28 protein-coding genes are annotated in these 24,669 nt (G+C 73.5%); 16 read left to right on the top strand and 12 right to left on the bottom strand.

Annotation, left to right across the window (positions count from 1 at the left end):
* The first annotated feature begins 2 nt into the window (after window positions 1-2).
* The gene (locus tag ACFQ8E_RS04355; protein ID WP_430549355.1) at window positions 3-920 is read left to right on the top strand and encodes a hypothetical protein; all 918 of its coding nucleotides are present in this window, start codon (window positions 3-5) and stop codon (window positions 918-920) included.
* A gap of 19 nt (window positions 921-939) precedes the next feature.
* On the opposite strand, the gene ACFQ8E_RS04350 is transcribed toward ACFQ8E_RS04355, so the two are convergent.
* Window positions 940-1,233, bottom strand: a complete 294-nt coding sequence (locus ACFQ8E_RS04350) for a DUF4287 domain-containing protein (RefSeq protein WP_430549354.1) — start codon at window positions 1,231-1,233, stop codon at window positions 940-942.
* Entirely contained in the window at window positions 1,233-1,583 is a 351-nt protein-coding gene (locus ACFQ8E_RS04345; protein ID WP_430549353.1) for a cupin domain-containing protein, read from the bottom strand. Before ACFQ8E_RS04345 ends, ACFQ8E_RS04350 begins: the two co-directional genes overlap by 1 nt.
* Window positions 1,584-1,771: 188 nt before the next feature.
* Here ACFQ8E_RS04345 and ACFQ8E_RS04340 point away from each other — a divergent pair, with 188 nt between their 5' ends.
* From ACFQ8E_RS04340 to ACFQ8E_RS04315, 6 genes are all read left to right on the top strand, one after another.
* Window positions 1,772-2,947 (top strand): ROK family protein, encoded by a 1,176-nt coding sequence (locus ACFQ8E_RS04340; protein ID WP_430549352.1) that lies wholly within the window; start codon window positions 1,772-1,774, stop codon window positions 2,945-2,947.
* Between the two features lie 25 nt (window positions 2,948-2,972).
* Window positions 2,973-4,220, top strand: coding sequence for a Gfo/Idh/MocA family protein (locus tag ACFQ8E_RS04335; RefSeq protein WP_430549351.1), 1,248 nt, complete (start codon window positions 2,973-2,975; stop codon window positions 4,218-4,220).
* Window positions 4,221-4,321: 101 nt separating this feature from the next.
* Window positions 4,322-5,242 (top strand): carbohydrate ABC transporter permease, encoded by a 921-nt coding sequence (locus tag ACFQ8E_RS04330; protein WP_430549350.1) that lies wholly within the window; start codon window positions 4,322-4,324, stop codon window positions 5,240-5,242.
* Between the two features lie 12 nt (window positions 5,243-5,254).
* A complete protein-coding gene (locus ACFQ8E_RS04325; RefSeq protein ID WP_430549349.1) occupies window positions 5,255-6,214 on the top strand; it encodes a carbohydrate ABC transporter permease in 960 nt (319 codons plus the stop codon).
* An 11-nt stretch (window positions 6,215-6,225) separates the two neighbouring features.
* A complete protein-coding gene (locus tag ACFQ8E_RS04320; RefSeq protein WP_430549348.1) occupies window positions 6,226-7,581 on the top strand; it encodes an ABC transporter substrate-binding protein in 1,356 nt (451 codons plus the stop codon).
* Between the two features lie 32 nt (window positions 7,582-7,613).
* Window positions 7,614-8,606, top strand: coding sequence for an ArsR/SmtB family transcription factor (locus ACFQ8E_RS04315; protein WP_430549347.1), 993 nt, complete (start codon window positions 7,614-7,616; stop codon window positions 8,604-8,606).
* Between the two features lie 12 nt (window positions 8,607-8,618).
* Here ACFQ8E_RS04315 and ACFQ8E_RS04310 read toward each other — a convergent pair whose 3' ends face one another.
* Window positions 8,619-9,032 (bottom strand): type II toxin-antitoxin system VapC family toxin, encoded by a 414-nt coding sequence (locus tag ACFQ8E_RS04310; RefSeq protein WP_430549346.1) that lies wholly within the window; start codon window positions 9,030-9,032, stop codon window positions 8,619-8,621.
* A complete protein-coding gene (gene vapB, locus ACFQ8E_RS04305) occupies window positions 9,029-9,259 on the bottom strand; it encodes a type II toxin-antitoxin system VapB family antitoxin (protein WP_430549345.1) in 231 nt (76 codons plus the stop codon). The genes ACFQ8E_RS04310 and vapB overlap by 4 nt, the downstream gene beginning before the upstream one ends.
* A 64-nt stretch (window positions 9,260-9,323) precedes the next feature.
* Between vapB and ACFQ8E_RS04300 the strand changes: the two genes are divergently transcribed.
* The 7 genes from ACFQ8E_RS04300 (at window position 9,324) to manD (ending at window position 16,309) form a co-directional block, all read left to right on the top strand.
* Window positions 9,324-10,511: an MFS transporter gene (locus tag ACFQ8E_RS04300; RefSeq protein WP_430549344.1), complete on the top strand. Its 1,188-nt coding sequence runs from the start codon at window positions 9,324-9,326 to the stop codon at window positions 10,509-10,511.
* Window positions 10,512-10,573: 62 nt separating this feature from the next.
* On the top strand, window positions 10,574-10,918 hold the full coding sequence (locus ACFQ8E_RS04295; protein ID WP_430549343.1) for a DUF5808 domain-containing protein: 345 nt from the start codon (window positions 10,574-10,576) through the stop codon (window positions 10,916-10,918).
* Window positions 10,919-10,959: 41 nt separating this feature from the next.
* Window positions 10,960-11,757, top strand: coding sequence for a FadR/GntR family transcriptional regulator (locus tag ACFQ8E_RS04290; RefSeq protein WP_430549342.1), 798 nt, complete (start codon window positions 10,960-10,962; stop codon window positions 11,755-11,757).
* Window positions 11,758-12,003: 246 nt separating this feature from the next.
* Window positions 12,004-13,176 (top strand): ABC transporter substrate-binding protein, encoded by a 1,173-nt coding sequence (locus ACFQ8E_RS04285; protein ID WP_430549341.1) that lies wholly within the window; start codon window positions 12,004-12,006, stop codon window positions 13,174-13,176.
* Complete coding sequence (locus ACFQ8E_RS04280) at window positions 13,176-14,153, top strand: carbohydrate ABC transporter permease (RefSeq protein WP_430549340.1); 978 nt, start codon at window positions 13,176-13,178, stop codon at window positions 14,151-14,153. Before ACFQ8E_RS04285 ends, ACFQ8E_RS04280 begins: the two co-directional genes overlap by 1 nt.
* Window positions 14,150-15,031 carry a carbohydrate ABC transporter permease gene (locus ACFQ8E_RS04275; protein WP_430549339.1) on the top strand — a complete coding sequence of 294 codons (882 nt, stop codon included), beginning with the start codon at window positions 14,150-14,152 and terminating at the stop codon, window positions 15,029-15,031. The genes ACFQ8E_RS04280 and ACFQ8E_RS04275 overlap by 4 nt, the downstream gene beginning before the upstream one ends.
* Window positions 15,032-15,082: 51 nt before the next feature.
* On the top strand, window positions 15,083-16,309 hold the full coding sequence (manD, locus tag ACFQ8E_RS04270) for a D-mannonate dehydratase ManD (protein WP_430549338.1): 1,227 nt from the start codon (window positions 15,083-15,085) through the stop codon (window positions 16,307-16,309).
* A 46-nt stretch (window positions 16,310-16,355) separates the two neighbouring features.
* On the opposite strand, the gene ACFQ8E_RS04265 is transcribed toward manD, so the two are convergent.
* From ACFQ8E_RS04265 to ACFQ8E_RS04255, 3 genes are all read right to left on the bottom strand, one after another.
* The gene (locus tag ACFQ8E_RS04265; protein WP_430549337.1) at window positions 16,356-17,135 is read right to left on the bottom strand and encodes a thioesterase family protein; all 780 of its coding nucleotides are present in this window, start codon (window positions 17,133-17,135) and stop codon (window positions 16,356-16,358) included.
* Window positions 17,136-17,197: 62 nt separating this feature from the next.
* Complete coding sequence (locus tag ACFQ8E_RS04260) at window positions 17,198-17,896, bottom strand: hypothetical protein (RefSeq protein WP_430549336.1); 699 nt, start codon at window positions 17,894-17,896, stop codon at window positions 17,198-17,200.
* Window positions 17,897-17,949: 53 nt separating this feature from the next.
* Window positions 17,950-18,837, bottom strand: coding sequence for a helix-turn-helix domain-containing protein (locus ACFQ8E_RS04255; RefSeq protein ID WP_430549335.1), 888 nt, complete (start codon window positions 18,835-18,837; stop codon window positions 17,950-17,952).
* Window positions 18,838-18,950: 113 nt separating this feature from the next.
* Between ACFQ8E_RS04255 and ACFQ8E_RS04250 the strand changes: the two genes are divergently transcribed.
* Window positions 18,951-20,180, top strand: coding sequence for a multidrug effflux MFS transporter (locus ACFQ8E_RS04250; RefSeq protein WP_430549334.1), 1,230 nt, complete (start codon window positions 18,951-18,953; stop codon window positions 20,178-20,180).
* 25 nt (window positions 20,181-20,205) lie between these two features.
* On the top strand, window positions 20,206-21,225 hold the full coding sequence (locus ACFQ8E_RS04245) for a zinc-dependent alcohol dehydrogenase family protein (protein WP_430549333.1): 1,020 nt from the start codon (window positions 20,206-20,208) through the stop codon (window positions 21,223-21,225).
* Window positions 21,226-21,237: 12 nt separating this feature from the next.
* Here the strand turns inward: ACFQ8E_RS04245 and ACFQ8E_RS04240 are convergent, their stop codons facing one another.
* From ACFQ8E_RS04240 to ACFQ8E_RS04220, 5 genes are all read right to left on the bottom strand, one after another.
* Entirely contained in the window at window positions 21,238-21,879 is a 642-nt protein-coding gene (locus ACFQ8E_RS04240) for a LysE family translocator (protein ID WP_430549332.1), read from the bottom strand.
* Between the two features lie 62 nt (window positions 21,880-21,941).
* Window positions 21,942-22,712 carry a hypothetical protein gene (locus ACFQ8E_RS04235; protein ID WP_430549331.1) on the bottom strand — a complete coding sequence of 257 codons (771 nt, stop codon included), beginning with the start codon at window positions 22,710-22,712 and terminating at the stop codon, window positions 21,942-21,944.
* A gap of 41 nt (window positions 22,713-22,753) precedes the next feature.
* Window positions 22,754-23,926 carry an FAD-dependent oxidoreductase gene (locus tag ACFQ8E_RS04230; protein ID WP_430549330.1) on the bottom strand — a complete coding sequence of 391 codons (1,173 nt, stop codon included), beginning with the start codon at window positions 23,924-23,926 and terminating at the stop codon, window positions 22,754-22,756.
* On the bottom strand, window positions 23,916-24,149 hold the full coding sequence (locus tag ACFQ8E_RS04225; RefSeq protein ID WP_430549329.1) for a helix-turn-helix domain-containing protein: 234 nt from the start codon (window positions 24,147-24,149) through the stop codon (window positions 23,916-23,918). Before ACFQ8E_RS04225 ends, ACFQ8E_RS04230 begins: the two co-directional genes overlap by 11 nt.
* Window positions 24,149-24,628 (bottom strand): DUF2975 domain-containing protein, encoded by a 480-nt coding sequence (locus ACFQ8E_RS04220; RefSeq protein WP_430549328.1) that lies wholly within the window; start codon window positions 24,626-24,628, stop codon window positions 24,149-24,151. The genes ACFQ8E_RS04225 and ACFQ8E_RS04220 overlap by 1 nt, the downstream gene beginning before the upstream one ends.
* Window positions 24,629-24,669: the final 41 nt, after the last annotated feature.

The following is a 24,669-nucleotide window of genomic DNA, read 5'->3' as shown; positions in this document are numbered from 1 at the left end:
CGATGACCACCGACGGGCCCCGCCCCGCCGACCGGGTGTGGCGGCGGCTGCCCCACGAGGCGAGGCCGCTGCTCGAGACCGGCCTGCCCGGGGCCGACCTGCGCACCCTGCTGCTCGACGTCGCGGCCGCGCGCGCCGCCGCGACGCGGCCCGCCGACGTCCTCGCGCAGTGGCGTCGTGACCGCATGGTGCGGCCGACGGACGTCGACCCGCGGCGCCTCTGGCCGCTGGAGGCGCGCCTGTGGGCGGAGCTGCCGGAAGAGTTCGCCGCCGTCGAGCCCGCGCCCGTCGCGCCGCTCGCCACGGCCGCGGCGCTCGGCGGGGTGAGCCAGCAGCGCGTCGTCACGACGACGCGGCTCACCGAGGTGGTGAGCGACTCCAGCAACGTGCTCGCCGTCGAGGCGGCGGACCGCCGTTCGTCCCGCCCCCGCGACGAGCCCGTGCACGTCGCCGCGGTCCAGCGCCAGCTGCGGGCCCAGGTGTTCGGCCCGGGCGCGGCCGCGCACTTCCGCCTCCTCGTGCTGGTGTCGAGCGCCCGAGCGACCGGCTCCGGGCGGACCGAGGCGGGCCTGCTCGTCACCCACGTGCGCGCGTGGCAGCGTCTGCTGAGCGCCACGGTCCCGCACCGGCGGCCACGGGTCGCGCTCACGGTGTGGGACGACGGCGGGGTGGCCGAGCGCGTCGCGGACACGGTGCTGCCCGCGGTCCGGGACGACGTCGTGCCCGTGGTGGTGGACCAGGCCCGGGAGCGCGGCCGGTCGTACTACGAGGGCGTCGCCCTGCGCCTCACCACCGACGACGCGGCCGAGCTCGGCGACGGCGGCCTCACCACCTGGACCGCGCGGCTGCTCGGCGACCGCAAGGAACGGTGCCTCGTGTCGTGCGTCGCCACGGAACGTCTCCTGGAGCCCGACGGCTGACCTGCGCCCGGCCCGCCCCTCACCAGTCCGCGGGCCGGGAGTCCTTGCCGTCGAGCCACAGCCGGTCGCTGGAGTCGCGGTGCGTGCCGGTCGTGCCGACGTGCTTGGTGCTGATCCGGTCGCCCTTGACGATCACGTGCGCCACCGCCTGGGCGTGCCCGTGGCCGATCCCGTACGTCTCCTTGAGCCACGCGACGACGGGCGTGGTCCTGCTCTCGGGGCCGAAGCCCTGCTCCGCGGCGGCGGCGACGATCTGGCGGGGCGTGAGCCCGGTCTTCGTCTCGACGGTGTCGAGGTAGGCCTGGAACGACATCAGCGGTGCTCCTCGCTCTTGTTCTCCTGGATCATCGTGGCGGAGGCGTGGATGCACATCATGCGCAGCACGCCGGTGCCGGTGTTGGTGAACCCGTGCCAGACGTCGGGCCCGACGACCGCGGTGTCCCCGGCACGGGCGACGACGGTCTCGGCGCCGACGCGGATCGTCGCCTCGCCCTCCAGCACCGACCAGGTCTCCGTGTAGGGGTGACGGTGCAGTTCCGGGCCCTGGCCGGGGTCGTTCGTGACGAGGAAGAACGACACGCCGGAGCCGTGGTGGTGGCCCTCGAAGCGCAGCGTGCGCGAGCCGGGGAGGCGGAGGGTGTCGGCGGGGACGACGGCGGCCATGGTGGCTCCTTCGTGAGGTCGGGGCGTCGTCGGACCCGGTGCCGGCGACGTGTCCCCAGCCTGGGGCGCCGCTTCCGGGTCCACGAGGGTTTCGGTCCTGGTCGAAAGGTGGTCGCGCAGCGCCGACGGCCCGACGAGTTTCGCGTCTTTCGTTGACACGCTGAAGGAAAGGGGATCAGAGTGTCGGGGTGCAACGACGCGCAGACGTTCCCCGCCTCGGTTCGCTCGGGCCCTCCGCCCGAGCGGTGGTCCGCACGCTGCTGCTCGCGGGGCCGCTGTCCCGGGCGGAGCTCGCCCGGCGCCTGGAGCGCTCGCCGGCGAGCATCACCAAGACCACCCAGCCCTTGGTCACCTCCGGCCTGATCAGGGAAGATGTGGCCCAGTCGGCCGAGAGCCGGGGTCGTCCCGGCGCCCCGCTCGTGCTGCAGGCGGCCCTGCACCGGTTCATCGGGGTCAAGGTCACCGCCGACGAGGTCTACGCGGTCCGGACGGACGCCGCCGGCCAGGTGGAGGCCGCCGGGCACCGGCGCCTGCCCGACGTCGAGGAGTCGACCGTCGTCGCGCAGATCCTTGAACTGGTGAATGAACTACGGGGCGCAGGCGAGATCCAGGCGCTCGGCGTCGGCCTGGCCGGGCGGATGTCCCGCTTCGACGACACCGTGCGCGCCAACCCGTTCCTCGGCTGGGACCAGGTCCCCCTGGCACGGGTGCTGGAGCAGGCGACCGGCATCCCCACCGTCCTCAGCGAGGACGCCCGCGCGCTGACCGCCGGGGTGCAGTGGTCCGGTCCCGGCCGCGGCATGAGCGACCTCGCAGTGCTGACGGTCGGCGTCGGCGTCGGGCTGGGCATCGTCATCGAGGACCGGGTGCTCGCCGGCCCGTCGGGCCGGGTCGGCCGGATCGGGCACATGCGGGTCGCGGACTCCGGCCCGGCGTGCGAGCGCGGGCACCGCGGCTGCGCGTCGGCGTTCCTCACCACGGCGGCCATCACCCAGGGCATCGGGGTGCCGCGCGGGCGGGCCGACCTGGACCTGGACGCCGCCCTCGCGCTGGCGGCCGACGGCGACCCGGTCGCGCTGCGCGTGTTCGCCGACGCCGGCCACGCCCTTGGCGTGCTGATCGCCCAGCTCGCGAACACGCTCGGCCTGCCCGCCGTGATCCTCGCCGGCGACGGCCTCGGCATGCTCGCCCACGGGCGGCCGGCGCTCGACGCCGCGCTCGCCGACCACCTCGACCCCCACGCCACCCGGCCCACCGTGGTGGCGTTCTCCTCCGGCTTCGACGAGTGGGCGCGCGGCGCGGCGGTCGTCGCGTGCCAGTGGATGCTCGTCGACCCGCCGCCGCACCGCACCGACCCGGCCTGACCCGACACACCCGCAGGAGGCACCGTTGTCCGCACTTCCCCTCGACCCGACCGCCCCGCTCGCCGAGGACGCCGGCTCGATCAGCGTCGGCATCGTCGGCGCAGGCCAGTTCTCGCGCAGCTTCGCGACGCTCTGGGACCGGCACCCGAACGTCGACCGGCTCACGATCACCGACCTCGTCCCGGAGCGCGCCAAGGCGCTGGCGGACCGTTACGACCGGGCCACCGTTGTCGACAGCTTCGAGGAGATGCTCGACTCGGACGTCGACGCCGTCGCGATCTTCACCCAGCGGTGGACCCACGCGCCGCTGGTGCTGGCGGCGCTGGAGGCCGGCAAGCACGTGTACTCGGCGGTGCCGATGGCCACCGAGCTCACCGACATCGAGGAGATCATCGCCGCCGTCCGGCGCACCGGGCTTACCTACATGATGGGCGAGACGAGCTACTACAACCCGGCCACCGTCTTCGTCCGCGAGAAGGTCCGTGAGGGCGCGCTCGGCCAGGTCTTCTACGCCGAGGGCGACTACGTGCACGACATGGACCTCGGCTTCTACGCCGCGTACCAGTACAGCGGCGGGGAGAACTGGAAGGCCACGGCGAGCTACCCGCCCATGCTCTACCCGACGCACGCGATCGGGGGCGTGCTCGGCGCGCTGCCGACCCGGGCGGTGAGCGTGAGCTGCCTCGGCGTGGAGGACCGGCGCGGCGACGGCGTCTTCGACCGGGAGGTCAGCCAGTTCGGTAACAGCTTCTCGAACGCGACGGCGCTGTTCGAGCTGGCCGACGGCGGCGCGATGCGCACCAACGAGATGCGCCGGGTGGGCTACCCCTCGCACATCCGCGAGTCGCGGTTCCGCTTCTTTGGCACCGAGGCCAGCTTCGAGCAGCTCGCCCACCAGAGCGTGTGGAACGACAAGGAGACGTCCACGGACGTCTCCGCCGACTTCGTCCCGGTCCGGGGCGGGGGCGACGACGCCGACCTCGCCGACGTCGACCCGGCGCTGCGCGAGGCGTTCACCTCCGGCTCGGCGCCGGTCCACGACCGGACGCGGCTGCCCGCCACCTACGCCGACGCGCCGAACGGGCACGAGGGCTCCCACCACTTCCTCGCCGACGACTTCGTGCGCGCCGTGGTCACGGGCGAGCACGCGCCCGTGGACGCCTGGCTCTCCGCGAAGTTCACCGCGCCCGGCATCGTGGCGCACGCCTCGGCGCTGGCCGGCGGCGAGCGGCTGCCGATCCCGGACTTCGGGAGCCGGCCCGCGCACGACTGAGCACCACCGCCCGCGCACGCGGCCCGGCGTCGTCCACGACGCCGGGCCGCACCGCGCCGCACTGTCCGAGCACTGCTTGCAACGACGCAAGGAGGAACCTGATGGCTGCACCGACCGCTCCACCCGTACCGACCGTCCGTGGACGACGGTCGGGCCGCCGGGACGACACCCGGCTCGCCCTGCTCTTCATCCTGCCGGCCAGCATCGGGCTGGTCGTCTTCTACTTCTGGCCGCTGGTCCGCGGCATCTGGCTGAGCTTCACGTCCTGGGACCTGCTCAGCCCGGCGCAGTTCGTGGGCCTCGACAACTACCGCGCGATGGTGGCCGACCCGGTGTTCTGGAACGCCGTCCGGGTCACGCTGCTCTACGTCGTGATCAACATCGGCCTGCAGACCGTCGTGGCCCTGGTGATCGCGGTGCTGATGCAGCGGCTCAGCCGGTCGACGCTGCTGCGCTCGCTGGTGCTCGCCCCGTACCTCGTCTCGAACGTGGTCGCGGCCCTGGTGTTCCTGTGGATCCTCGACTTCCAGCTGGGGATCGGGAACCAGGTGCTGGAGTGGGTCGGCCTGGAACGGATCGGGTTCTTCACCTCCGAGGCCTGGGCCATCCCCACCATCGCGATGGTCAACGTCTGGCGGCACATGGGCTACACGGCGCTGCTGATCTTCGCGGGCTTGCAGGCCATCCCGCCCACCACGTACGAGGCGGCGCGGGTCGACGGCGCGTCGGAGGTGCGCACGTTCTTCGGCATCACGCTGCCGCTGCTGCGCCCCATCCTCGGCCTCGTGCTGATCATCTCGGTGATCGGCTCGTTCCAGGTGTTCGACACCGTCGCGGTCACCACGAACGGCGGCCCCGTGGACGCCAGCCGCGTGCTGCAGCTCTACATCTACGACAAGGCGTTCGGGCAGTTCGACTTCGGCTACGCGTCGGCGCTGAGCGTGGCCATGCTGCTGATCCTGGTGGTCGTCACCTTCTTCCAGTACCGCATGACGCGGGCCGGCCAGACGGACCTGAACTAGGAGGAGGCGACCATGATCGAGACCACGACGGCACCTGCCGCACCCACGACCGCCCCCGCCCCTGACGCGCACCGCGCGGCGCCCCCGCGTCGTCGACGACGGGTCACCCCCGGCCGCGTGCTGGCCTGGGCGGTGATGATCCTCGTCCTGCTCGTCACGCTGTTCCCCTTCTACTGGATGCTGCGCACGGCGCTGTCCAGCAACGGGGCCCTCTACGCCAACTCGACGTCCCTGCTGCCGGTCGACTTCAGCTGGGGCGGGTTCGAGCGCGTCTTCGGGCTGCAGTCCACGGAGGAGGCCATCGCCCAGGGCGGCTCCGGGGCCTCCATCGACTTCTGGCTCTACCTGCGCAACTCCGTGGTGGTGGCCACGGTCGTCACGGCGTGCCAGGTGTTCTTCTCCGCGATGGCCGCATACGCGTTCTCGCGGCTGCGCTGGCGGTGGCGCAACGCCGTGTTCGCCGTCTTCCTGCTGTCGCTGATGGTGCCGGTGATCTTCACGCTGCTGCCGAACTTCGTGCTGGTCCGGGAGCTCGGGCTGATCGACACGCTGCTCGGCATCATGCTGCCGGGGCTGTTCATGACACCGTTCGCGATCTTCTTCCTGCGGCAGTTCTTCATGAACGTCTCCACCGAGGTGGAGGAGGCCGCGCTGATCGACGGCGCCAGCAAGGTCCGGGTGTTCTTCTCGATCATCATCCCGATGTCGGTGGGGCCGATCGCGACGATCTCGATCCTCACGTACATCGGGTCGTGGAACGACTACTTCTGGCCGTTGATGGTGTCCTACACCGACGACTCGCGGGTGCTCACCGTGGCGCTGGGGAACTTCAACGCGCAGACGCCGCAGACGGGGCCGGACTGGGCGGGGCTGATGGCCGCGACCCTGGTGGCCGCGCTGCCGATGATCCTGCTCTTCGTCGTCTTCGCGAGGCGGATCGTCAACTCCATCGGCTTCAGCGGGATCAAGTGAGGAGGCGGACCGTGCACCACGCACGTCGTACGACAGCGACCCTCGCCGCGGCCGTGGCCGCCGGCACCCTCGCCCTGGCGGGCTGCGCCGGGCCGGGCACCGCGTCGGCGGACGACTCCGTCGTCCTGGACTACTGGCTCTGGGACGCGAACCAGCTGCCCGCGTACCAGCGCTGCGCGGACGAGTTCGAGCGGCAGAACCCCGACCTGCAGGTGCGCGTCAGCCAGTACGGCTGGAACGACTACTGGCGCAAGCTCACCGCCGGGTTCGTGGCGGGCGCCGGGCCGGACGTGTTCACCGACCACCTCACCCAGTACCCCGGCTTCGCACAGCGGGGCCTGCTGCTGGACCTGAACGACCTCGAGGCGACGGCCGACGTCGACTACGGCGGGTTCCAGGAGGGCCTGGCGGACCTGTGGGTGGGCCAGGAGGGCGCCCAGTACGGCATGCCCAAGGACTTCGACACCGTCGCGCTGTTCTACGACCAGAACATGGTCGCCGAGGCCGGCCTGACCCCGGACGACCTCGCGGACCTCGACTGGAACCCGGACGACGGCGGCAGCTTCGAGGAGGCGATCGCGCACCTCACCGTGGACGAGAACGGCGTCCGCGGCGACGAGGACGGCTTCGACCCCGAGAACGTGGCCGTCTACGGCCTGGCGTCGAACGGCTCGGGCGGCATGTCCGGCCAGACGACGTGGTCCTGGCTGGCGGGGACGACCGGCTGGACGTTCACCGACAAGGACGTGTGGGGCACGGAGTACCACTTCGACGACCCGCGGGTGCAGGACACCCTGGACTGGCTGTTCGGCCTCGTCGACAAGGGCTACATGGCCCCGTACGAGGAGGTCGGCACCGAGCCGAACCCGCAGCAGGCCCTCGGCTCGGGTCGCGCGGCGCTCTCGGCGAACGGTTCCTGGATGCTCGGCACCTACGCCAACCTGGCGGGCGTGGACCTGGGCATCGCACCCCCGCCCAGCGGGCCCGTCGGGCACCCGGTGTCGATGTACAACGGCCTCGCGGACTCGATCAGCGCGCAGTCCCCGGACCCGGAGGAGGCGGCCCGGTGGGTCGAGTTCCTCGGGTCGGACGACTGCCAGCGCATCGTGGGCGAGGCCGGCGTGGTCTTCCCGGCCCGGCCCGCGGGCACGGAGGCGGCGGTCGAGGCCTTCGGCGACCGGGGCCTGGACGCCTCCGTCTTCACGGACATGGTGGAGAAGAAGCAGACCCTCTTCTTCCCGGTGACCGAGGAGTTCGGCGCGATCGACGCCCTCATGACGCCGATGATGGACGAGATCTACATCGGCGACCGGGACGCTTCCACGCTCACGGAGGTGAACGACCGGATCAACGGCCTGCTGAAGTAAGGGGCGGCGGGGCACGCGGCTACCGTGGCGTCGTGCCCCGCCCCCGCCGTGACCGCACCGTGGAGTTCCGCCTCGCCCCCGACGACGTCTCGGCGATCCGGTTCGGCGTCTCGCCGGGCCACGAGCTGGCGCACGCGGTGCGCGTGCTCGCCCAGCCGGCGTACCACCCGCTGCAGTGGGGGTGGCTCCGCGCGGCGCGGGGCCGCGCCCCGGCGCGTCCCCTCGCGCTGCTGACCCTGCTGGTCGGCGCGGACGGATACCTCCCGGACTTCCTCACCTCCACGCCCGGCTGGGACCTCGGGCCGGACGAGGAGCTCGAGCGCCTGCGGGAGGCGGACCTCGGCCCGCTGCGGGTCGACCTGCTCAAGCGGGTGGACCGCACCGCCGGCGCCGACCGGCGGCTGCTGCAGGCCCTCGCCGACGACCCGCCGCACGCCCGCGACCTCGCCGTCGACGCATGGCGGCAGGTGTGGGACGCGGTGCTCGCGCCGTCGTGGCCGCAGCTCGAGCGGATCCTGCGCGCCGACATCGGGGCCCGCTCCCGCCGCGTCACGACGCACGGCCTGGGCACGATGGTCGAGACCCTGCACGAGGCCGTGGCCTGGGCCCCCGACGCGGTGCACGTGCGACTGCGGCTGCACGGCGAGGTGCTCAACTGCGCGGGCAGCGGCCTGGTGCTGGTGCCGTCCGTGATGGCGCCGCGCTGCTCGGTAGTGACCGAGCCGCCCGCGCAGCCCACGCTCTTCTACCCGGCGCTGGGGATCTCCGAGCGCTGGGCCGACGACGTCCCCGACGCGTCCGGGGCGCTCGCGGACCTGCTCGGGGCGGGACGGGCGGGCGTGCTGCTCGCGCTGCGCGGCCCGCTGTCCACGAGCGAGGTCGCCGCGGCGGGCGGGCTCGCCGTGTCGACGGCGTCGCACCACCTGGCGCTGCTGCGCGCGTCGCGGCTCGTCGACTCGCGCCGCGACGGCCCGCGCGTGCTGCACGAGCGCACGCCGCTGGGCGAGGCGCTGGTCGGGGGCTGACGGCGCCCGAGGTCAGTGGGTCGTGGAGAGCCAGTCTTCGACCTCCAGGCCCGGCACGCGGGCGAACTCGCGCACGTTGTGGGTGACGACGACCATCCCGAGGGAGCGGGCGTGGCCCGCGAGGAGGGCGTCGTAGGGGCCGATGGGCGTGCCTCGGCCGGCGAGCACGGCGCGGATCCGCCCGGCGTGCATGGCAGCGGTGGTCTCGAAGGGTACGACCTCGACGAGGGACAGGAGCTCGTCGACGGCCTGACGGTTGCGTCCGGGATCCCGGGACCGCTCGATCCCGTACTCCAGCTCCATCTCGCTGATCGCCGACACGGCGATGCGCCCCTCGGCGTCCCGAAGTCGCGGCCGTGCCGTGTCGCCCTCGTCGCGGAGCAACGCGATGAGGATGTTCGTGTCGAGCATGTAGAGGCTGCTCACAGGCTCTTCCGCTCGTCGGCGACACCCTGGTCGCGCTCTTCCAGGAAGTCCGGCTCGGCGCGCAACCCGTGCTCGAACCAGGTGTCCCACCCCGACCCGACCGGCTCGATCACGCGCGCGCGCCCGACGACCCGGATGGTGACCTCGTGGACGTCGTCCGGGAGCGCGACCGCCTTCGGGAGCCGGACGGCCTGCGTGCGGTTGTTGCGGAAGACGGTCGTGCGCATGCGTGCCTCCTTGTATATATCGCCAGGATATCCCAGGAGGGCCAAGGCGCGATAGGTTCGCACGATGCGTCGTCCCGCTCCCCAGCCCTCGTCGTCCCTCGCGCGCGTGCCGGGGTTCCGGCCGCTGCTGGCGATGTCGGCGCTGGGCTTCTCGGGGTACGCGCTGCTGCTGCCGGCGGCGCCCCTGTGGGCCGTGCACGGCGGCGCGAGCGAGGGCGGCGCCGGGCTCGTCAACGCGGTGCTCATGCTCGCCACCGTGCTCACGCAGACCACCGTGCCGTGGCTGCTGCGCCGGGTGGGCTGGCGGCTCACGATGACGGTGGGCGTGGTGCTGCTCGGCGCGCCGTCGCTGCTGTTCATGGCCACGGACCAGCTCGGGTGGCTGCTCGCGCTCTCGGCGGTGCGAGGCATGGGGTTCGCCGTGCTGACCGTGTGCGGGTCGAGCGCCGTGGCCGCCCTCGTGGACGGGCCGCGGCACGGCCGCGCGATCGGGCTGTACGGGCTGTCGATCGCGTTCCCGCAGCTGGTGCTGGTCCCCAGCGCCGCGTGGATCGCCGAGACGCTCGACTTCCGCGTGGTCTTCGCGCTCGGCGCGCTGCCCGTGCTCGCGGTGCCGTTCGCCGTCCTGCTCGGCCGGTGCCTCGACGCCGTCGACGACCGCGCCGGACAGCCCGTCGACGCCGGCGGTCCGGGGCGCGGTCGCGTCCTGCTCGCGCTGGTGATGCCGTCGCTCGTGCTGCTCGCGGTGACGACGCCGGGCGGCGCGCTGCTGACGTTCGCGCCGCAGTTCGCCGGGGGAGCAGGCGCGGCGGTGGCGGGGCTGCTCGGCTTCACGGCCGCGACGGCGCTGTCCCGCTGGGGCGTGGGCGGTCTCGCCGACCGGTTCGGGCCGCGCGTCTTCCTCGCTCCGCTGCTCGCGTTCTGCGCCGCCGGCCTGGCGGTGTGCGCCGGGGCGATCGCCGACGGCGGCCCCCGGCCGGTGCTCCTCGTGCTGGGGATGACGATGGTCGGCGTCTCCTACGGCAGCCTGCAGAACCTCACCCTCGTCGCCGCGTTCGCGGCCGTGCCCGCGCGGCAGCACAGCACCGCCAGCGCCGTGTGGAACATCGGGTTCGACGCCGGCACCGGGCTCGGGTCCCTCGTCGTCGGGTTCATCGCGGCGGGCACGTCGTTCTCCGTGGGGCTGCTGACCACGGCCGTCGTGTGCGTGGTCGCGGCGGCCGCCGTCCTGGTCACCCGGCCCTCCCGCTGACCTGGGGCGCGCACCTGGTGCACGATGGTGGGGACACCGACACCCGACGAGCGGAGGCCGAGATGGGCACGAAGCAGGAGATCCAGCACGGGAAGGCGAGCGGCGGCCGGAAGCGGGGGCCGGGCCTGTTCCAGCTGATCATGGTGGGCCTGGTCGTCGCGGCCGTCACCAAGGAGCTCCAGAAGGACAAGGAGGACCGTACCTGGCACGGCACCGTCGCCGGGTTCGTCCCCTACGAGTTCCGCATCCCGACCGTCGAGCGCGTCCGCGAGCGCGTCTGGGACCCGGAGGGCGCGCACCTGCTGAGCCCGCACGTCTTCGGTGTGGGCTGGACGGTCAACGTCGGGCGCATCGTCGAGCTCGTGCGGCGCAAGGTCGACGACGCCCGCGAGGACGCCCCGGCCTGACGGGGCGACGCCGGGGAGGTGCGTGCTCGTATCCTCGTGGCATGTCTGCTGCGACCTCCGACGCCCAGCCCGGCACACCCCCGGAGGGCCGGGCGCGCCCGGCGGTGCGCGGGCTCCTGACGGAACGGCTCGCACGCCAGCTCGAGGGCGACATCCGCAAGGGGGCGCTCGCCGTCGGCGCCAAGCTGCCTTCCGAGCGCGAGCTCGCCCAGCAGTTCGGTGCGAGCCGCAACGTGGTCCGGGAGGTGCTGCGGCGCCTGGAGGCGCAGGATCTCATCGACGTCGAGCCGGGGCGTGGGTCGTTCGTCAGCGAGCGCTCGTCCGGGAGCGTGCGCGGCTACGACGCCGTCTATCGCGCGGGCCGGCCGACCGTGCGCCAGCTCATCGAGGCGCGCATGTCCCTCGAGGTCGAGATCGCGGGGCTGGCGGCCGAGCGTGCGGACGACACGGAGCTTGCCGTGATCGAGCACGCGCACGTCCGGGTGCTCGAGGCGCCCGACGTCGTGGTCAAGGCTCGGGCCGACCTCGACTTCCACGACGCCATCGCCGCGGCCAGCGGCAACCCCGTGCTGCGCGTCATGCTCTCGTCCATCGGCGGGATGATGTTCGAGATGATGCTGCGCTCGAACTCCGACCCGGCGATCGGCGAGCCCGGCGTCCCGCACCACGCCGAGATCCTCGAGGCGCTCCAGCAGCACGACGTCGAGCTGGCGCGATCGCGGATGCGTGAGCACCTCGCGCTCGGCCTGCGCACCTACGGCGCCGACCTGGACGAGCGGCTGGACGTCATGGCGACGCGCCATCTCGACACCCTCCTGCGCCAGTCCGTGGCCGGCTAGAAGCATTTGGTCCCGCCATCTCCGCCTGCTACGGTCCAACTGGTCCTACCAGTTGGACCAGCGCGGCGTCGCGACCATGGAGGCACGAAGACGATGAAGTCCGGCGGATCACGGGCCAGGGAAGGGCTGACGAGGCGTGCCTTCGGCGGCCTCCTGGCGGCAGGAGCAGGCGCGGCCGTCCTCGCGGCGTGCTCGCCACGCAGCACGGGGACCAGCAGCGCGAGCGCACCGTTGCGGGTGGCCGCCGTGAACCACGTCTGGTCGCAGGCGGTGCGTGAGCGGATCGGGGAGTTCGAGGACCTGATCGGCCGCCGGGTGGCGATGCAGCTCCTGACGTCGGACCAGCTGTCGAACAGCTACAACGTCAAGCTCAACGCCTCCTCCTCGGACGTGGACGTGATGATGGTCCGCGCGCTGCAGGAGCAGCTGCTCTTCGCGCGCAACGACTGGCTGGCCGACCTGAGCGGCCTCGTCGAGGACCCGGAGTTCGCCTGGGCGGACTTCCAGGACGCGCCGCGCGAGCGGTCCGTGACGCACGGCCGCGTGCTGAGCGTCCCGGTCGTCACCGAGCGCCCCGCGCTCTACTACCGCAAGGACCTGGTCGAGGACCACGGCGGCGCACCGCGCACGCTCGACGACCTGTACGCGGTCGCGCAGGAGCTGACCGACGCGTCGGCGGGCCGCTTCGGCTACGTCGGACGAGGGCAGCGCAACGGGGCCGTCAGCCAGTGGTCGAGCTTCCTCTACTCCTTCGGCGGCGACTTCACGACGCCCGAGGGCGGGTCCGGGATCGGGACGCCCGAGGCCGTCGCGGCGTACGAGTACTACGGGAAGCTGCTGGACCGCACCGGTCCGCCCGGCGTGACGAACATGAGCCTCGAGCAGGCGATGCCGATCTTCGCGCAGGGCAAGGCGGCGTTCTACATCGACGCCGACGCCATCTACTCGAACTTCCTCGACCCCTCGATCTCGACGGTGCAGGACACCGTGGGCTTCGCTCCGTTCCCCGAGGGGCCGGCGGGGTCCCGGCCGCACAACATCCCGTCGTGGAGCGTGGGGATCAACAAGTTCTCGCGGCTGCAGGACGACGCCTGGGCCTTCATCCGCTGGGTGTCCGGCACCGAGATGGTGACGCAGCTCCAGGCCGACGGGATCCCCGGCGCGCGTACCTCCGCGTGGGAGGACCCGACGACGCTCGCCGCCTTCCCGGAGGACCTGGCGGAAGCGATGCGCGTGAACGCGGAGAACGGCCTGGGCCACGACCGGCCGGAGGTGATCCAGGTGGGGAGGGCGCGCGACATCGTCGGGCGCCCGCTCGTGGCGGGGATCCTCGGGCAGCCTGTGCCCCCGGTCGCGCAGGACGCGCATGCCGAGTTCACCGACTTCCTCGTCCGCGACAACCGCCAGCAGGAGTTCTGATGACGCGCACGGACGCACCCCCGGTCGCCGTCCCGGCCGGCCGGCAGGCCCACGGTTCCCCGGCCCGCCGCCCGCGGCCCGGGGCGAAGCAGCTGACGTTCGAGCAGTCGAACCGCCGCCTGCGCTGGATGATGCTCGCGCCCGCGCTCGGCTTCGTCGGCCTGATGATCGTGTTCCCGCTGCTGTTCACGGTGAACCTGTCCTTCACGGACGCGTTCGGCGCCGTCAACGCGGGCCACCAGTACAACGGCGGTCAGAACTACCTCGACGCCGTCACCGACACCCGGCGCTTCTGGCCGGCGGTCTGGCGCACCGTGTACTTCACCGTCGGCGCCGTCGTCCTCGAGACCGTCCTCGGGCTCGCGATCGCGATGCTCCTGCGCCAGGCCTTCCGCGGGATGCGCGTCGTGCGGTCGATCCTCATGGTCCCGCTGCTGGCGACGCCGGTCGCCATCGGCATCCTGTGGCTGCTCATCCTCGACCCGACGAACGGCATCGCCAACCACCTGCTGGGCATGGTCGGGATCCCGCCGCAGGAGTTCCTGGGCTCCGTCTCGCAGTCGCTGCCGCTCCTCATGCTGATCGATGTGTGGCAGTGGACGCCGATGATGACCCTGCTGCTCCTGGCCGGCCTGTCGACGCTGCCGGAGGAGCCGGAGGAGGCGGCCCGGGTCGACGGCGCCAACGCGTGGCAGCGATTCCGGCACATCGTCCTGCCGATGCTGGCCACGACGATCCTCACCGCCCTGGTGCTCCGCGCCGTCGACGCCCTCAAGACGTTCGACATCCTCTACGCCACCAAGGGCCCGGGCGGGGGGTCCGACTTCGAGGTGGAAACGCTGAACGTCTACGCCTACGGGCTCACCTTCGACTACCAGGAGTACGGCCTCGCGTCCGCCGTCCTCGTCCTGTTCACCCTGTTCATCATCGGCGTCGTCGTGCTGCTGCGGCGCCGTTCGGGAAGGAACTCCGCATGAGCCTCACCACCGCGGCGGGCCCAGGGGTCCGGCCCTCGCCCCGGCCCCCTGCCGTCCGGCGGCGGCCTCGTCGGTCGGGCTGGGCCTGGCTGCGAGCGCTCGCCATCGTGGTGGTCTGCCTCGTCATCGCGATGCCGGTGGTGTGGATGATCGCCGCCGCGTTCAAGACCAACGTGCAGGTGACCGACCCGACCGTCGGGCTGATCTTCTCGCCGACGCTCGAGAACTTCCGCAATGTGCTCGCGGACGGCGAGATCGTGCGCTCGCTGGGCAACTCGGCCTACGTGGGTGTCGTGTCGACGATCCTGTCAGCGGTCATCGCCGTGCCGGCGGCGTGGGCCGTGGGCCGGTTCCGGATGCACCGCACCGGGTCGCTCGTGCTGGTGGCGCGCATCGTGCCGGCGATCTCGCTCCTCGTGCCCTGGTACTACCTCTTCGCGCAGCTCGGCCTCGTCGGCTCGTACACGGTGCTCGTCCTGAGCCACATGTTCGTCTCGGTGCCGCTGATCCTGTGGATCATGATCGGCTTCTTCGAGGGGCTGCCCGTCGAGCTCGAGGAGGCGGCCCGGACCGACGGCCTAAGCGCCTTCGGCGCGTTCCGCAAGATCGCGCTCCCGCTCGCGGCGCCCGGCACCGCGACGGCGTGCGTGCTGGCATTCATCTTCAGCTGGAACAACTTCATGTTCGCGCTGATCCTCTCGGACGAGTCGACCAAGACGATGCCGGTCACGCTGTTCAACTTCATCTCTTACGCGAGCACCGACTGGGGCGGGCTCATGGCCGCCGCCACGCTCATGACGATCCCGGTGCTCCTCGCCGCCGTGCTGGGGCAGAAGTACCTGGTCGCCGGGCTCACCGCGGGCGCGACCAAGGGCTGACCTCTCGACACCCTCCGCCCGCACGGTACGCACCACCTACAGGAAGCAGACATGAAGATCATCGACGCCCAGGTCATCGTGACCAGCCCGGGCCGCAACTTCGTCACGCTCAAGCTCACCACCGACGAGGGCGTGACCGGCCTCGGCGACGCGACGCTGAACGGTCGGGAGCTCGCCGTCGTGTCCTACCTGCGCGAACACGTCGCGCCGCTGCTGCTCGGCAGCGACCCGCACCGGATCGAGGACACCTGGCAGTCGCTGTACCGCGGCGCCTACTGGCGGCGCGGGCCCGTCACGATGGCGGCGATCGCCGCGGTCGACGTCGCGCTGTGGGACATCAAGGCCAAGGTGGCCGGGCTGCCGTTGTACCAGCTCCTCGGCGGGGCGTCCCGCGACCGCGTCCGCACCTACGGGCACGCCAACGGGCGCGACATCCCGGAGCTGCTGGACTCCGTGCGCGCCCGGCTCGACGAGGGCTACAAGAGCGTCCGCGTGCAGACGGGCGTCCCGGGCCTGCAAGCCGTGTACGGCGTGCACGCCGGCACGGCGATCGCTCCGGACGCCGCGGGCACGCGGCTCGACCAGCGCACCCTCCCGGTCGTCGAGGACTGGGACACGGGCGCCTACCTGAGGCATCTGCCGAAGGTGCTCGAGGCCGTGCGCAACGAGTTCGGTCCGGACCTGCCGCTCCTCCACGACGCCCACCACCGGCTCACGCCCCAGCAGGCGGCCCGGCTCGGGCGGGAGATCGAGCAGTACGACCTCTTCTGGCTCGAGGACTGCACCCCGGCGGAGAACCAGCAGGGCCTGCGGCTCGTGCGCGAGCACACCACGACGCCCCTGGCGATCGGCGAGGTGTTCAACACCGTCTTCGACTACCAGACGCTGATCGACGAGCAGCTCATCGACTACGTCCGCTCGGCCGTCACGCACTTCGGCGGCGTGACGCCGATGCGCAAGCTGTTCGACTATGCCGCGCAGCGCCAGATCAAGAGCGCCATCCACGGACCCGAGGACATCTCCCCGGTGGGCATGGCCGCCGCCGTGCACCTCGACCTCGCGATCCACAACTTCGGCATCCAGGAGTACTCGGGCCACACGGCGCTGACGAACGAGGTGTTCCGCCACGCGTACACCTTCGACGACGGCTACCTGCACCCGGGCGAGGCGCCCGGCATCGGGGTGGAGCTCGACGAGGACCTCGCCGCGGCGCACCCGTACGTGCCGGCCTACCTGCCCACCAACCGCCTGCACGACGGCACGGTGCACGACTGGTAGGACCCGGCTGCCGGTCGGGCCGCCGCGTTCCGCAGGTTGTCGGGGGTCACGGCGCGTCGAAGGCCCGGACCACCAGCCCCTGCGCGAGCGCGCCGAAAGCGCCGCGCTCGTCGTGCAGCACGCTGGAGGTGAGGCCGGCGCCGGTCGCGCCGAAGACGACGGTCGTGTCCAGGCCCAGCCACTCGCCCTGGGGCGCGCGGTGCAGGTGCGCCGAGAGGTCGACGTTGGGGAAGGCGACGCGTCGCGGGTCGGCGCGCACCGTCATCCCGTTCGCGAGGTCGAACAGCCCGACGGTGCGGGCGAGGCCGCTCACGTCCTCGTCCTCGACGAGCGGGTGGCCGGTGCGCACCCAGACGTGCCCGCGGCCCGGCCCGGCCAGGTCGCGGCGGACGTCGATCGACTCGACGAACCCGCCCGGCCAGTCCGCCGCGGGGTCCCAGGCCGGGGTCGCGTCGGGCCCGGGCAGCGGCGTGGGCGCGCCGCCCGCGAGCGGGCGCGTGTCGCCGACGGCGGTGAGCCAGGCGCGCAGCGTCACCACCGTGCGGCCGGCGCAGGCCACGGACGCCTCGACCAGCTCGACGCCGCGCCCGGGCCGCAGCACGCGGACGTCGGTGGTCATCTCCTCCAGGCGGTAGGGGCCCCAGATGTCGAACGTCAGCCGTGTGGCGGCCAGGTCCTCGCGGCCCCGCTTCTCGCGGTCCTGCTCCACCAGGTGGGTGAGCAGCCCGAGCGTGGGGGCCACGTGCTGCTCGTCGGTCCTCCAGGCGCCGCCGACGTGCTCGGTGGGCTGGAACGTCGTCGCGCCGGTGCGGCGGAAGTAGGCCATCGGATGTCCGTCCTTCGTGGGGAGTGCCGGCCATCCTGCCAGGCCACGCGGGCGGGGACGCGTCAGTGTGCGGGCGCGGCCCCCACGAGCATCAGGGGCCGGCTCGGCAGCGGCTCGAGGCCGAAGCGCCGGTAGACCGCGGCGTGCCGGGTCGTGGCGGCCAGGGTCCGCACCGTCTCGTGCGGGCCGACCACCTCGCCGACGTGCCGGGAGATCAGCGCGAGCGCGCCGCCGCGCTCCCGCGACGCGACGGAGTCGACCGTCCAGTCCGCCGCCCGGAACCTCGCGACGTCGGCGCGGCGCTGCTCCCGCGACGCGGCCCTCAGGGCGGTGCGCTGGGCGCGGGCCACGGCGAGCCCCGTGCGGGCCGCCGCGACCGCGAGGAGCAGGACCGCCGCGGCGCACCACCCGTGGATCACCACGGCGACACCGACGGACGCGACGGTCGGCGCGAACGACGCCTGACCCGCGGTCGTGCCGAGCACGGCGCCCACCAGGAGGGCCGACCCCGTCCCGCGGGCGAACATCCCCGTCGCCGGCCACGGGTTCGTGCGCGTCAGGCGCACCACGACCGTGCCGTCGTGGTGCACGAACCCGTCGAGGACCACGACGATCGCCACCCACAGCGGCCACGTCACCGCCGCCCCGGCCCTGCGGGCCCGGGCGGGAGCGTTCGTCCAGGCCAGCGTCCACGCGACGGGGGCCACCGCACGCCCCCGCACGGGTTCCATCACCGGCGCCCAGACGGCATTCATGCGCATGGCGGGAAGGTATCCCGCACCGTCGCCGTCACCACGGGCGGGGCCGGGTGAACTCAGCCCGCCCGGCCCGCCGCGACGCCGCGGGCGTCCTCGTCGGCACCCCACGACGCCAGCAGCCGCAGCCGCTCGGCCGACGGCGAACCGGGCTCCGCGGTGTACACGAGCAGCACCTGCCCGGGCTCGGCGGTGATGGCGAGCTCCTCGTAGGCGAGGGTCAGGTCGCCGACCACGGGGTGGCGGAAGTGCTTGGTGCCGGTGCCGTGGATGCGGACGTCGTGCGCGGCCCAGAGCGTGCGGAAGGTCTCGCTGCGCGTGGACAGCTCGCCCACCAGGTCCTGGAAGGCCTTGTCATGAGGGTTGCGCCCTGCCTCGGCGCGCATCACGCCCACGCACATCTCCGCCATGACGTCCCACTCGGGGTAGAAGTCCCGGGCCGCCGGGTCGAGGAACTGGAAGCGCGCGAGGTTGGGGGTGCGACCGCCGTCGCCGATGACGGGGGCGTAGAACGCGCGGCCCAGCGCGTTGGTCGCGAGCAGGTTCTGCCGCGGGTCGCGGACGAACGCGACGGCGTCGGTGACCGCCTCCAGCGCCCACTGCAGGCTCGGGCGCGGCTCCGCGGGCCGGGCGGCGCGGCCGCGCGAGCGCCCCGACGTGGGGATGCCGTCCGCCGCCCGTGCGAGGTCGAGGAGGTGCGAGCGCTCGGCGTCGTCCAGCCGGAGGGCGCGGGACACGGCGTCGAGCACCGACGCGCTCGCGCCGGCGATCGCGCCCCGCTCGAGCTTCGCGTAGTACTCGACGCTCACCCCGGCCAGCATCGCGACCTCGCTGCGCCGCAGGCCGGGCACCCGGCGGTTCGACCCCCCGGGCAGTCCGGCCTCGTCGGGGGTGACCTTGGCGCGTCGCGACATGAGGAATTCGCGCACCTCGGCTCGGTTGTCCATGCCGTCCAGGCTAGGCACGGCACCGACGCGGCGGCGCCCGCGAGGGGTGTACTGGCGGTACACGGTTCGTCAGGGACTCCCGCCGCGCGGCCGCGGGACGGACGCTGGATGACATGCCCGCCCCTGCCCTGCCCGCCACGGACGTTCCCGCGTCGCACCGGTTCGCCCGGCTGCTGCCGGCGCTGCTGCTCCTGCTCACCGTGTTCGGCCCGATCTCGATGGACCTGTACCTCCCGGCGCTGCCCGCGCTCACCGCGGACCTCGGGGCGGCGACGTCGGTCGCGCAGCTCACCGTCACGGCCTGCCTCGTGGGGCTCGCCGTCGGGCAGCTGGTCGCGGGCCCGCTGTCCGACCGGTACGGGCGGCGCGGCGTCCTGCTGGTCGGCGTCGTGGCCTACGTCGCGACGTCGGCCCTGTGCGCGATCAGCCCCACCGTGGAGCTGCTGGTCGGCGCCCGCTTCGTGCAGGGCCTCGCGGGCGGCGTCGGCATCGTCATCGCGCAGGCCGCGGGGCGTGACGTCTACGACGGCGGCGCCCTCATTCGCTTCTACGGCCGCCTCACCGTGGTCGGCGGGCTCGCGGCGATCGTCGGGCCGCTGCTCGGCGGGCAGCTGAGCGCGGTCACCGACTGGCGCGGCCTCTTCGTCTTCCTCGCGGCCGCGGGCGCGGCCATCCTCGTCGCCGCGCTCGTCGCGTTCCCCGAGACGCTGCCCGCCGACCGCCGCACCGCCGGCGGCTTCGCCCAGACGGGTCGCGACCTCCGCGTGCTCTTGTCCGACCGGGTCTTCGTCGGCGCGATCCTGCACCAGGGGTTCATGTACGCCGCGCTGTTCGCGTACCTGTCCGGCGCGACGTTCGTGCTCCAGGGCGTCTACGGCCTGTCCCCGCAGGGGTACGCGCTCGCCTTCGGCCTGAACTCCGCCGGTTTCATGGTCTGCGGGTTCCTCGCCGGCCGGGCCGCGGAGCGCTGGAGCGTGCCCGGCACCCTCGCCGTCGGCACCGGCCTCGCGGGGCTGGGTGCCGTCGGGCTGCTGGTGTCCGGGCTGGCGACGACGCCGCTGTGGGTCGTCGTCGTGTCGCTGCTGGCCCTGGCGAGCGGCGTGGCCACCACGTCCCCGCCCGCGACGACGCTCGCCCTCGTCGGCTACCCGCGGCTCGCGGGCACGGCGTCGTCCCTGCTCGGGATGGTCCGCTTCGGCTTCGGCGGCGTGGCCGCGCCGCTGGTCGGCCTCGCCGGCGCGGCGACGATCCTGCCCCTGGGCCTCGTCACCGTCGTCGCCGTCGCGCTCGCCGCGGCCGTCGCCGCCACCGCCGTCCGTCGGCGCACCCCGATCCGCTACTGAGAACACCAACGAACGGAGCACCACCATGCGTGGAGTCGTCCTGCACGCCCCCGGCGACGTGCGCGTCATCGAGCGCGAGGACCCCCGGATCATCCAGCCCACCGACGCGATCATCCGGGTCACCGCCACCTGCATCTGCGGGTCCGACCTCTGGCCGTACCGCGGCGTCGAGGACGTCCACGACGCCGTCATGGGCCACGAGTACGTGGGCGTCGTCGAGGAGATCGGCGCCGACGTGCGGACCGTCAAGGTCGGCGACTTCGTCGTCGGCTCGTTCTGGGCGTCGGACAACACCTGCGAGATCTGCGCGTCCGGCTACCAGGCCTACTGCGTGCACCGGGTGCTCATGGGCACCCTCGGCACCCAGTCGGAGCGGGCGCGCATCCCGCTGGCCGACGGCACGCTCGTCGCGACGCCCGGCATGCCCGACGACGACCTCGTGCCGTCGCTGCTCGCCGCCTCGGACGTCCTGGGCACCGGCTGGTTCGCCGCCGTCGCCGCCGAGGCAGGCCCCGGCAAGACGGTCGCCGTGGTGGGCGACGGCGCGGTCGGGCTGCTCGGCGTCCTCGCCGCGAAGCAGCTCGGCGCCGAGCGCATCATCGCGATGTCCCGGCACGCCGACCGGCAGGCGCTGGCCCGCCGGTTCGGCGCCACCGACATCGTCGAGGAGCGGGGCGACGCGGGCGTGGCCCGCATCAAGGAGCTGACCGGCGGGTTCGGCGCGCACTCGGTGATCGAGGCCGTCGGCACGCAGGAGTCGATGATGCAGGCCGTGCACTCCGCCCGGCCCGGCGGCCACGTGGGCTTCGTCGGCGTCTCGCACGACGTCGCCCTGCCCGGCGACGACCTGTTCATGGCCGGCATCCACCTGCACGGCGGCCCCGCCCCCGTGCGCCGCTTCCTTCCCGAGCTGATCCGGCTCGTCTGGGACCGGGAGATCGACCCGGGCCAGGTCTTCGACCTCACGCTGCCCCTCGAGAAGGCGGCGGAGGGCTACCGGGCGATGGACGAGCGACGCGCCACCAAGGTGCTGCTCACCGTCTGAGCCGGCCGGCGCTCAGGCCTTCGCGGGCGTGAGCACCAGCGTGCCGGCGAGGCCGAGCATCATCCCGCCGCCGGTGGCGCGGACGGCGGACAGCCGGCGCGGCGACCGCGCGAACCACGCGCGCGCCGTGCCGGCCAGGACCGCCCAGGTGCCGTCGAGCACCAGCGCGATCAGCGTGAACACCAGGCCCAGCACGAGCATCTGCAGCGGCACGGCGCCGGCGTGGAAGTCGACGAACTGGGGGAGCGCGGCCACGAAGAACACGATCGTCTTGGGGTTGGTCGCTCCGACGACGAAGCCCTGCCGCAGCGTGGTCCACGACGACGCGGGGCGCGCCCGCGGGTCGGCGGGGACGTCGGTGCCCTCGCGGCGGTGCCGGATCGCCTGGATCCCGAGATACCCCAGGTAGGCGGCGCCGAGCAGCTTGACCACGGTGAACACGGCGACCGACTGCGCCACGAGCGAGCCGACGCCGAGGGCCACCAGGGTGATCGGCACCAGGGACCCGAGCTCGTTGCCGACGACGCTCAGCAGCCCGCCCCGCCGACCGAGCGACAGCGACCGGCCGACGACGAACAGCACGCTCGGCCCCGGGATCGCGATGAGCACGACCGAGGCGAGGGTGAAGGCGAGGAGCGAGTCCACTGGCGGCACAGGGGAAATCTAGCCCTGCACCGGGGCGCCGAGAACCCCCGCCTGCCGTACCCGGTCGGGTGTCACGCGCAGGGCACGGCGCTGTCCACCCCGCCGAGCCCGTCGTCGAACCTGATGCGGACGGCCGTGGACGAGGCCTCGACCGCGTACTCCCCGGCGCGGACGGGAAAGTTCTCCTCCAGGGGGAACTGCGCACCGGCACGGACGAGCAGGGGCCCGTCACCACCCTGACCGGTGAAGACGGTGAGCGAGCCGGCAAAGAAGAACTGTTCCTCGTGCAGGAGGACCACGCAGCCCGCCGACGGGCGCACGACGACGTCGGTCGCCTCGGCGAGGACGCCTGCCGCGACGACGCTCACGAGCGCGACGACGGTGACGACCGCCGCGAGACCGGACGTCAGCCGGGCACAGGCCCGGCGGAGCCGCTCGCTGCGTCCACGGGTCGATCCCCGGTGAGCCGATACCGCCACGGCACCGAGGAGCAGCAGCGCCACCTGCGCGGACGGTGAGGCCGCCACGGCGCGCTGCACGCCGGCGACGGCCAGGACGGCGACGAACGCGAAGGGGGCGAGCAGGGCGCCCAGGACCGGGGTCAGCAGCAGGCCCACGAGGACACCCCGCTCGGCCGCCCCCGGCCTGGTCCGGCGACGTCGTACCACCCAGCCCGCGGCGGCGACGGCCGCCGAGAGGGGCAGCGCGACCCACAACGCCGGCCGGCGGCTCAGGACGACGTCGCCCAGCAGCACCAGCGTGCGCGGTGCGGCGGAGGCGAGTGCGAGCGCCGCGGCTCCCGCGACGAGGCCCACGAGGAGAAGCCCCGTGCCGGCGACCACGCGCGGAGTGGCTGGCGGCGCTGTGGCCGGCTCGTCGGTGGTCACACGAACGTCGCGGCCGGTCGCGGTCGGTCGCGGCTCGAGTTGCCGGGGCGGGGGTCCGGGAACGACCCGTGCCCGAAGAGGATGCGCCGGGCGGCGACACGACCGGGCGGCGTGCGCAGCGCGGCGACGCCGGCGGCCGCCACGGCAGGTGTGCGCACCTGCGACAGGCCGCGGCGCAGGGCGAGCCGCCCGCGGAACCGGGCGCGCAGGGCCGCGCCGTCGTACGCGGCGAGCTCGCGCCGGTCGCCGGTGCGCAGGGCGCGGTCGAGGACGTCGGCCGCGTGGGCGGACAGCCGCAGGCACGGGTCGAGCCCGCCCGCGGTGAGGGGCGAGACGGCGCCCGCGGCGTCGCCTACGAGCAGGCCGCGCGGCCCGGCGACGCGGCGCAGCAGCCCGCCGACGGGGATGGGGCCGGCGCGCCTCTCGACGGCGTCCGGCACGGGCACGCCCGCGAGGCCGGGCGCGGTGGCGGCGAATCGCCGCAGCGCGTCGCGCAGGCCGTGCGGGTACCGGTCGGGGTACCCGGCGACCCCCACGTGCGCGTGCTGCCCGTCGTCGAGCACCCAGGCCAGGTAGCCGGGCGCGAGGCGCGGGTCGAGCACGCAGTGGAAGGCCGGCACGGTGTCGGGCCGGCTGTCGCGCCGCGGCACCTCGAAGACCTCCTCGGCGCCGACCAGGAGCTCGCGGTTGCGGTCGAGGCCCAGCTCCCGTGCGACGGCGGACCGGGCGCCGTCGGCCCCGACGACGAAGGTCGCGCGCGCCTCGACCGGGCCCCCGGGACCGTGCAGCTGGTGCACGCCGCCGCGCGAGCCGAGGTAGCGGGTGCCGAGCTCGAGCCGCACGCCCGCGGTCCCGGCGCGCGTGGCCAGCTCCAGGTACAGCGCGGCCATGTCGCCCACGCGGAACTCGTCGTGCCTGCTGTCGAGCGTGACCGGGTCCCGGTGCGACGGCGGGTACAGCACCATCCGCCGGATCGGCGGGCCGAGGTGCTCGGGCGGCAGGTCGAAGTCCTCCAGCGTGCGCCGCACGAAGATGCCGGTGGTGCGCACGGTGGTGTCGAGGCGGCTGCGCCGGTCCGCGAGGACGACGTCGTGCCCGCGCCACGCGAGCTCCGTCGCCGTCCACAGCCCGGCGAGGCCGGCACCGACGACGAGCACGTCAGCCCTCATCGCCGGCGCTCCCGTCGGCGTCGTCGACCCACTCCAGCAGGTCGCCGGGCTGGCAGCCGAGCACGCGGCACATGGCCTCGAGGGTCGCGAAGCGGACGGCCTTGGCCCGGCCGTTCTTGAGGACGGCGACGTTGGCGGGCGTGAGCCCCACGCGCTCGGCGAACTCGCCGACGCTCATCTTGCGCCGGGCGAGCTCCACGTCGAGGCGGACGACGATCGGCATCAGATCACCCCGTCGAGGTCGGTGCGCAGCTCGGTGGCCTGCCGCAGCAGCGCGCGCAGCACCACCATCAGCAGCCCGACGGCGGCCCCCACGAGCAGCACCAGCAGGAGCAGCGCGGCGAGTCCGACGAGCCCTTCGGCGGCGACGAGCATCGCGAACGCGACGAGCACGAGCAGCCACGCGCCCGCGACGGCTGCCACGATGCCGTTGACCCACACGAGGGCGTGGTCGGAGAAGATCCGGTCGTCGCGCACCATCGTCAGCAGCCGCCAGGTGCACACGATGACCGCCTCGACGCAGACCAGGCCGACGACGGCGAGCACGAGGAGCGGCCAGCGCAGCGGTGCCAGGTCGGGGGACTCGTCGGCCATCCGCGCGAACGCGGCGGGCAGCACGGCGGCCTGGGTGGCGACGAGGGCGGCGAAGACGGCGACGAGCAGGCCGCGGAGCGGTCCGACGAGGCGCTGGGTGCGGGACATGCCGACGAGCGTGGTGCCTCACCTATCGAAAGTCAATAGAT

The organism is Isoptericola sp. NPDC056573 (assembly GCF_042793335.1).
Taxonomy (GTDB): Bacteria; Actinomycetota; Actinomycetes; order Actinomycetales; family Cellulomonadaceae; genus Isoptericola.
Note: the sequence above shows the minus strand (reverse complement) of the source record. Positions and strands in the feature narration are given on the sequence as shown.

Bases quoted from the DNA above. Each gene is read 5' to 3' on its own strand.
- ACFQ8E_RS04350 (WP_430549354.1), bottom strand. From the start codon at position 1,233: ATGTCGTTCCAGGCCTACCTCGACACCGTCGAGACGAAGACCGGGCTC.
- ACFQ8E_RS04295 (WP_430549343.1), top strand. From the start codon at position 10,574: ATGGGCACGAAGCAGGAGATCCAGCACGGGAAGGCGAGCGGCGGCCGG.
- manD (WP_430549338.1), top strand. From the start codon at position 15,083: ATGAAGATCATCGACGCCCAGGTCATCGTGACCAGCCCGGGCCGCAAC.
- ACFQ8E_RS04250 (WP_430549334.1), top strand. From the start codon at position 18,951: ATGCCCGCCCCTGCCCTGCCCGCCACGGACGTTCCCGCGTCGCACCGG.
- ACFQ8E_RS04280 (WP_430549340.1), top strand. From the start codon at position 13,176: ATGACGCGCACGGACGCACCCCCGGTCGCCGTCCCGGCCGGCCGGCAG.
- ACFQ8E_RS04330 (WP_430549350.1), top strand. From the start codon at position 4,322: ATGGCTGCACCGACCGCTCCACCCGTACCGACCGTCCGTGGACGACGG.
- ACFQ8E_RS04345 (WP_430549353.1), bottom strand. From the start codon at position 1,583: ATGGCCGCCGTCGTCCCCGCCGACACCCTCCGCCTCCCCGGCTCGCGC.
- ACFQ8E_RS04355 (WP_430549355.1), top strand. From the start codon at position 3: ATGACCACCGACGGGCCCCGCCCCGCCGACCGGGTGTGGCGGCGGCTG.
- ACFQ8E_RS04220 (WP_430549328.1), bottom strand. From the start codon at position 24,628: ATGTCCCGCACCCAGCGCCTCGTCGGACCGCTCCGCGGCCTGCTCGTC.
- ACFQ8E_RS04300 (WP_430549344.1), top strand. From the start codon at position 9,324: ATGCGTCGTCCCGCTCCCCAGCCCTCGTCGTCCCTCGCGCGCGTGCCG.
- ACFQ8E_RS04245 (WP_430549333.1), top strand. From the start codon at position 20,206: ATGCGTGGAGTCGTCCTGCACGCCCCCGGCGACGTGCGCGTCATCGAG.
- vapB (WP_430549345.1), bottom strand. From the start codon at position 9,259: ATGCGCACGACCGTCTTCCGCAACAACCGCACGCAGGCCGTCCGGCTC.
- ACFQ8E_RS04265 (WP_430549337.1), bottom strand. From the start codon at position 17,135: ATGGCCTACTTCCGCCGCACCGGCGCGACGACGTTCCAGCCCACCGAG.
- ACFQ8E_RS04260 (WP_430549336.1), bottom strand. From the start codon at position 17,896: ATGCGCATGAATGCCGTCTGGGCGCCGGTGATGGAACCCGTGCGGGGG.
- ACFQ8E_RS04325 (WP_430549349.1), top strand. From the start codon at position 5,255: ATGATCGAGACCACGACGGCACCTGCCGCACCCACGACCGCCCCCGCC.
- ACFQ8E_RS04230 (WP_430549330.1), bottom strand. From the start codon at position 23,926: ATGAGGGCTGACGTGCTCGTCGTCGGTGCCGGCCTCGCCGGGCTGTGG.
- ACFQ8E_RS04290 (WP_430549342.1), top strand. From the start codon at position 10,960: ATGTCTGCTGCGACCTCCGACGCCCAGCCCGGCACACCCCCGGAGGGC.
- ACFQ8E_RS04255 (WP_430549335.1), bottom strand. From the start codon at position 18,837: ATGGACAACCGAGCCGAGGTGCGCGAATTCCTCATGTCGCGACGCGCC.
- ACFQ8E_RS04275 (WP_430549339.1), top strand. From the start codon at position 14,150: ATGAGCCTCACCACCGCGGCGGGCCCAGGGGTCCGGCCCTCGCCCCGG.
- ACFQ8E_RS04225 (WP_430549329.1), bottom strand. From the start codon at position 24,149: ATGCCGATCGTCGTCCGCCTCGACGTGGAGCTCGCCCGGCGCAAGATG.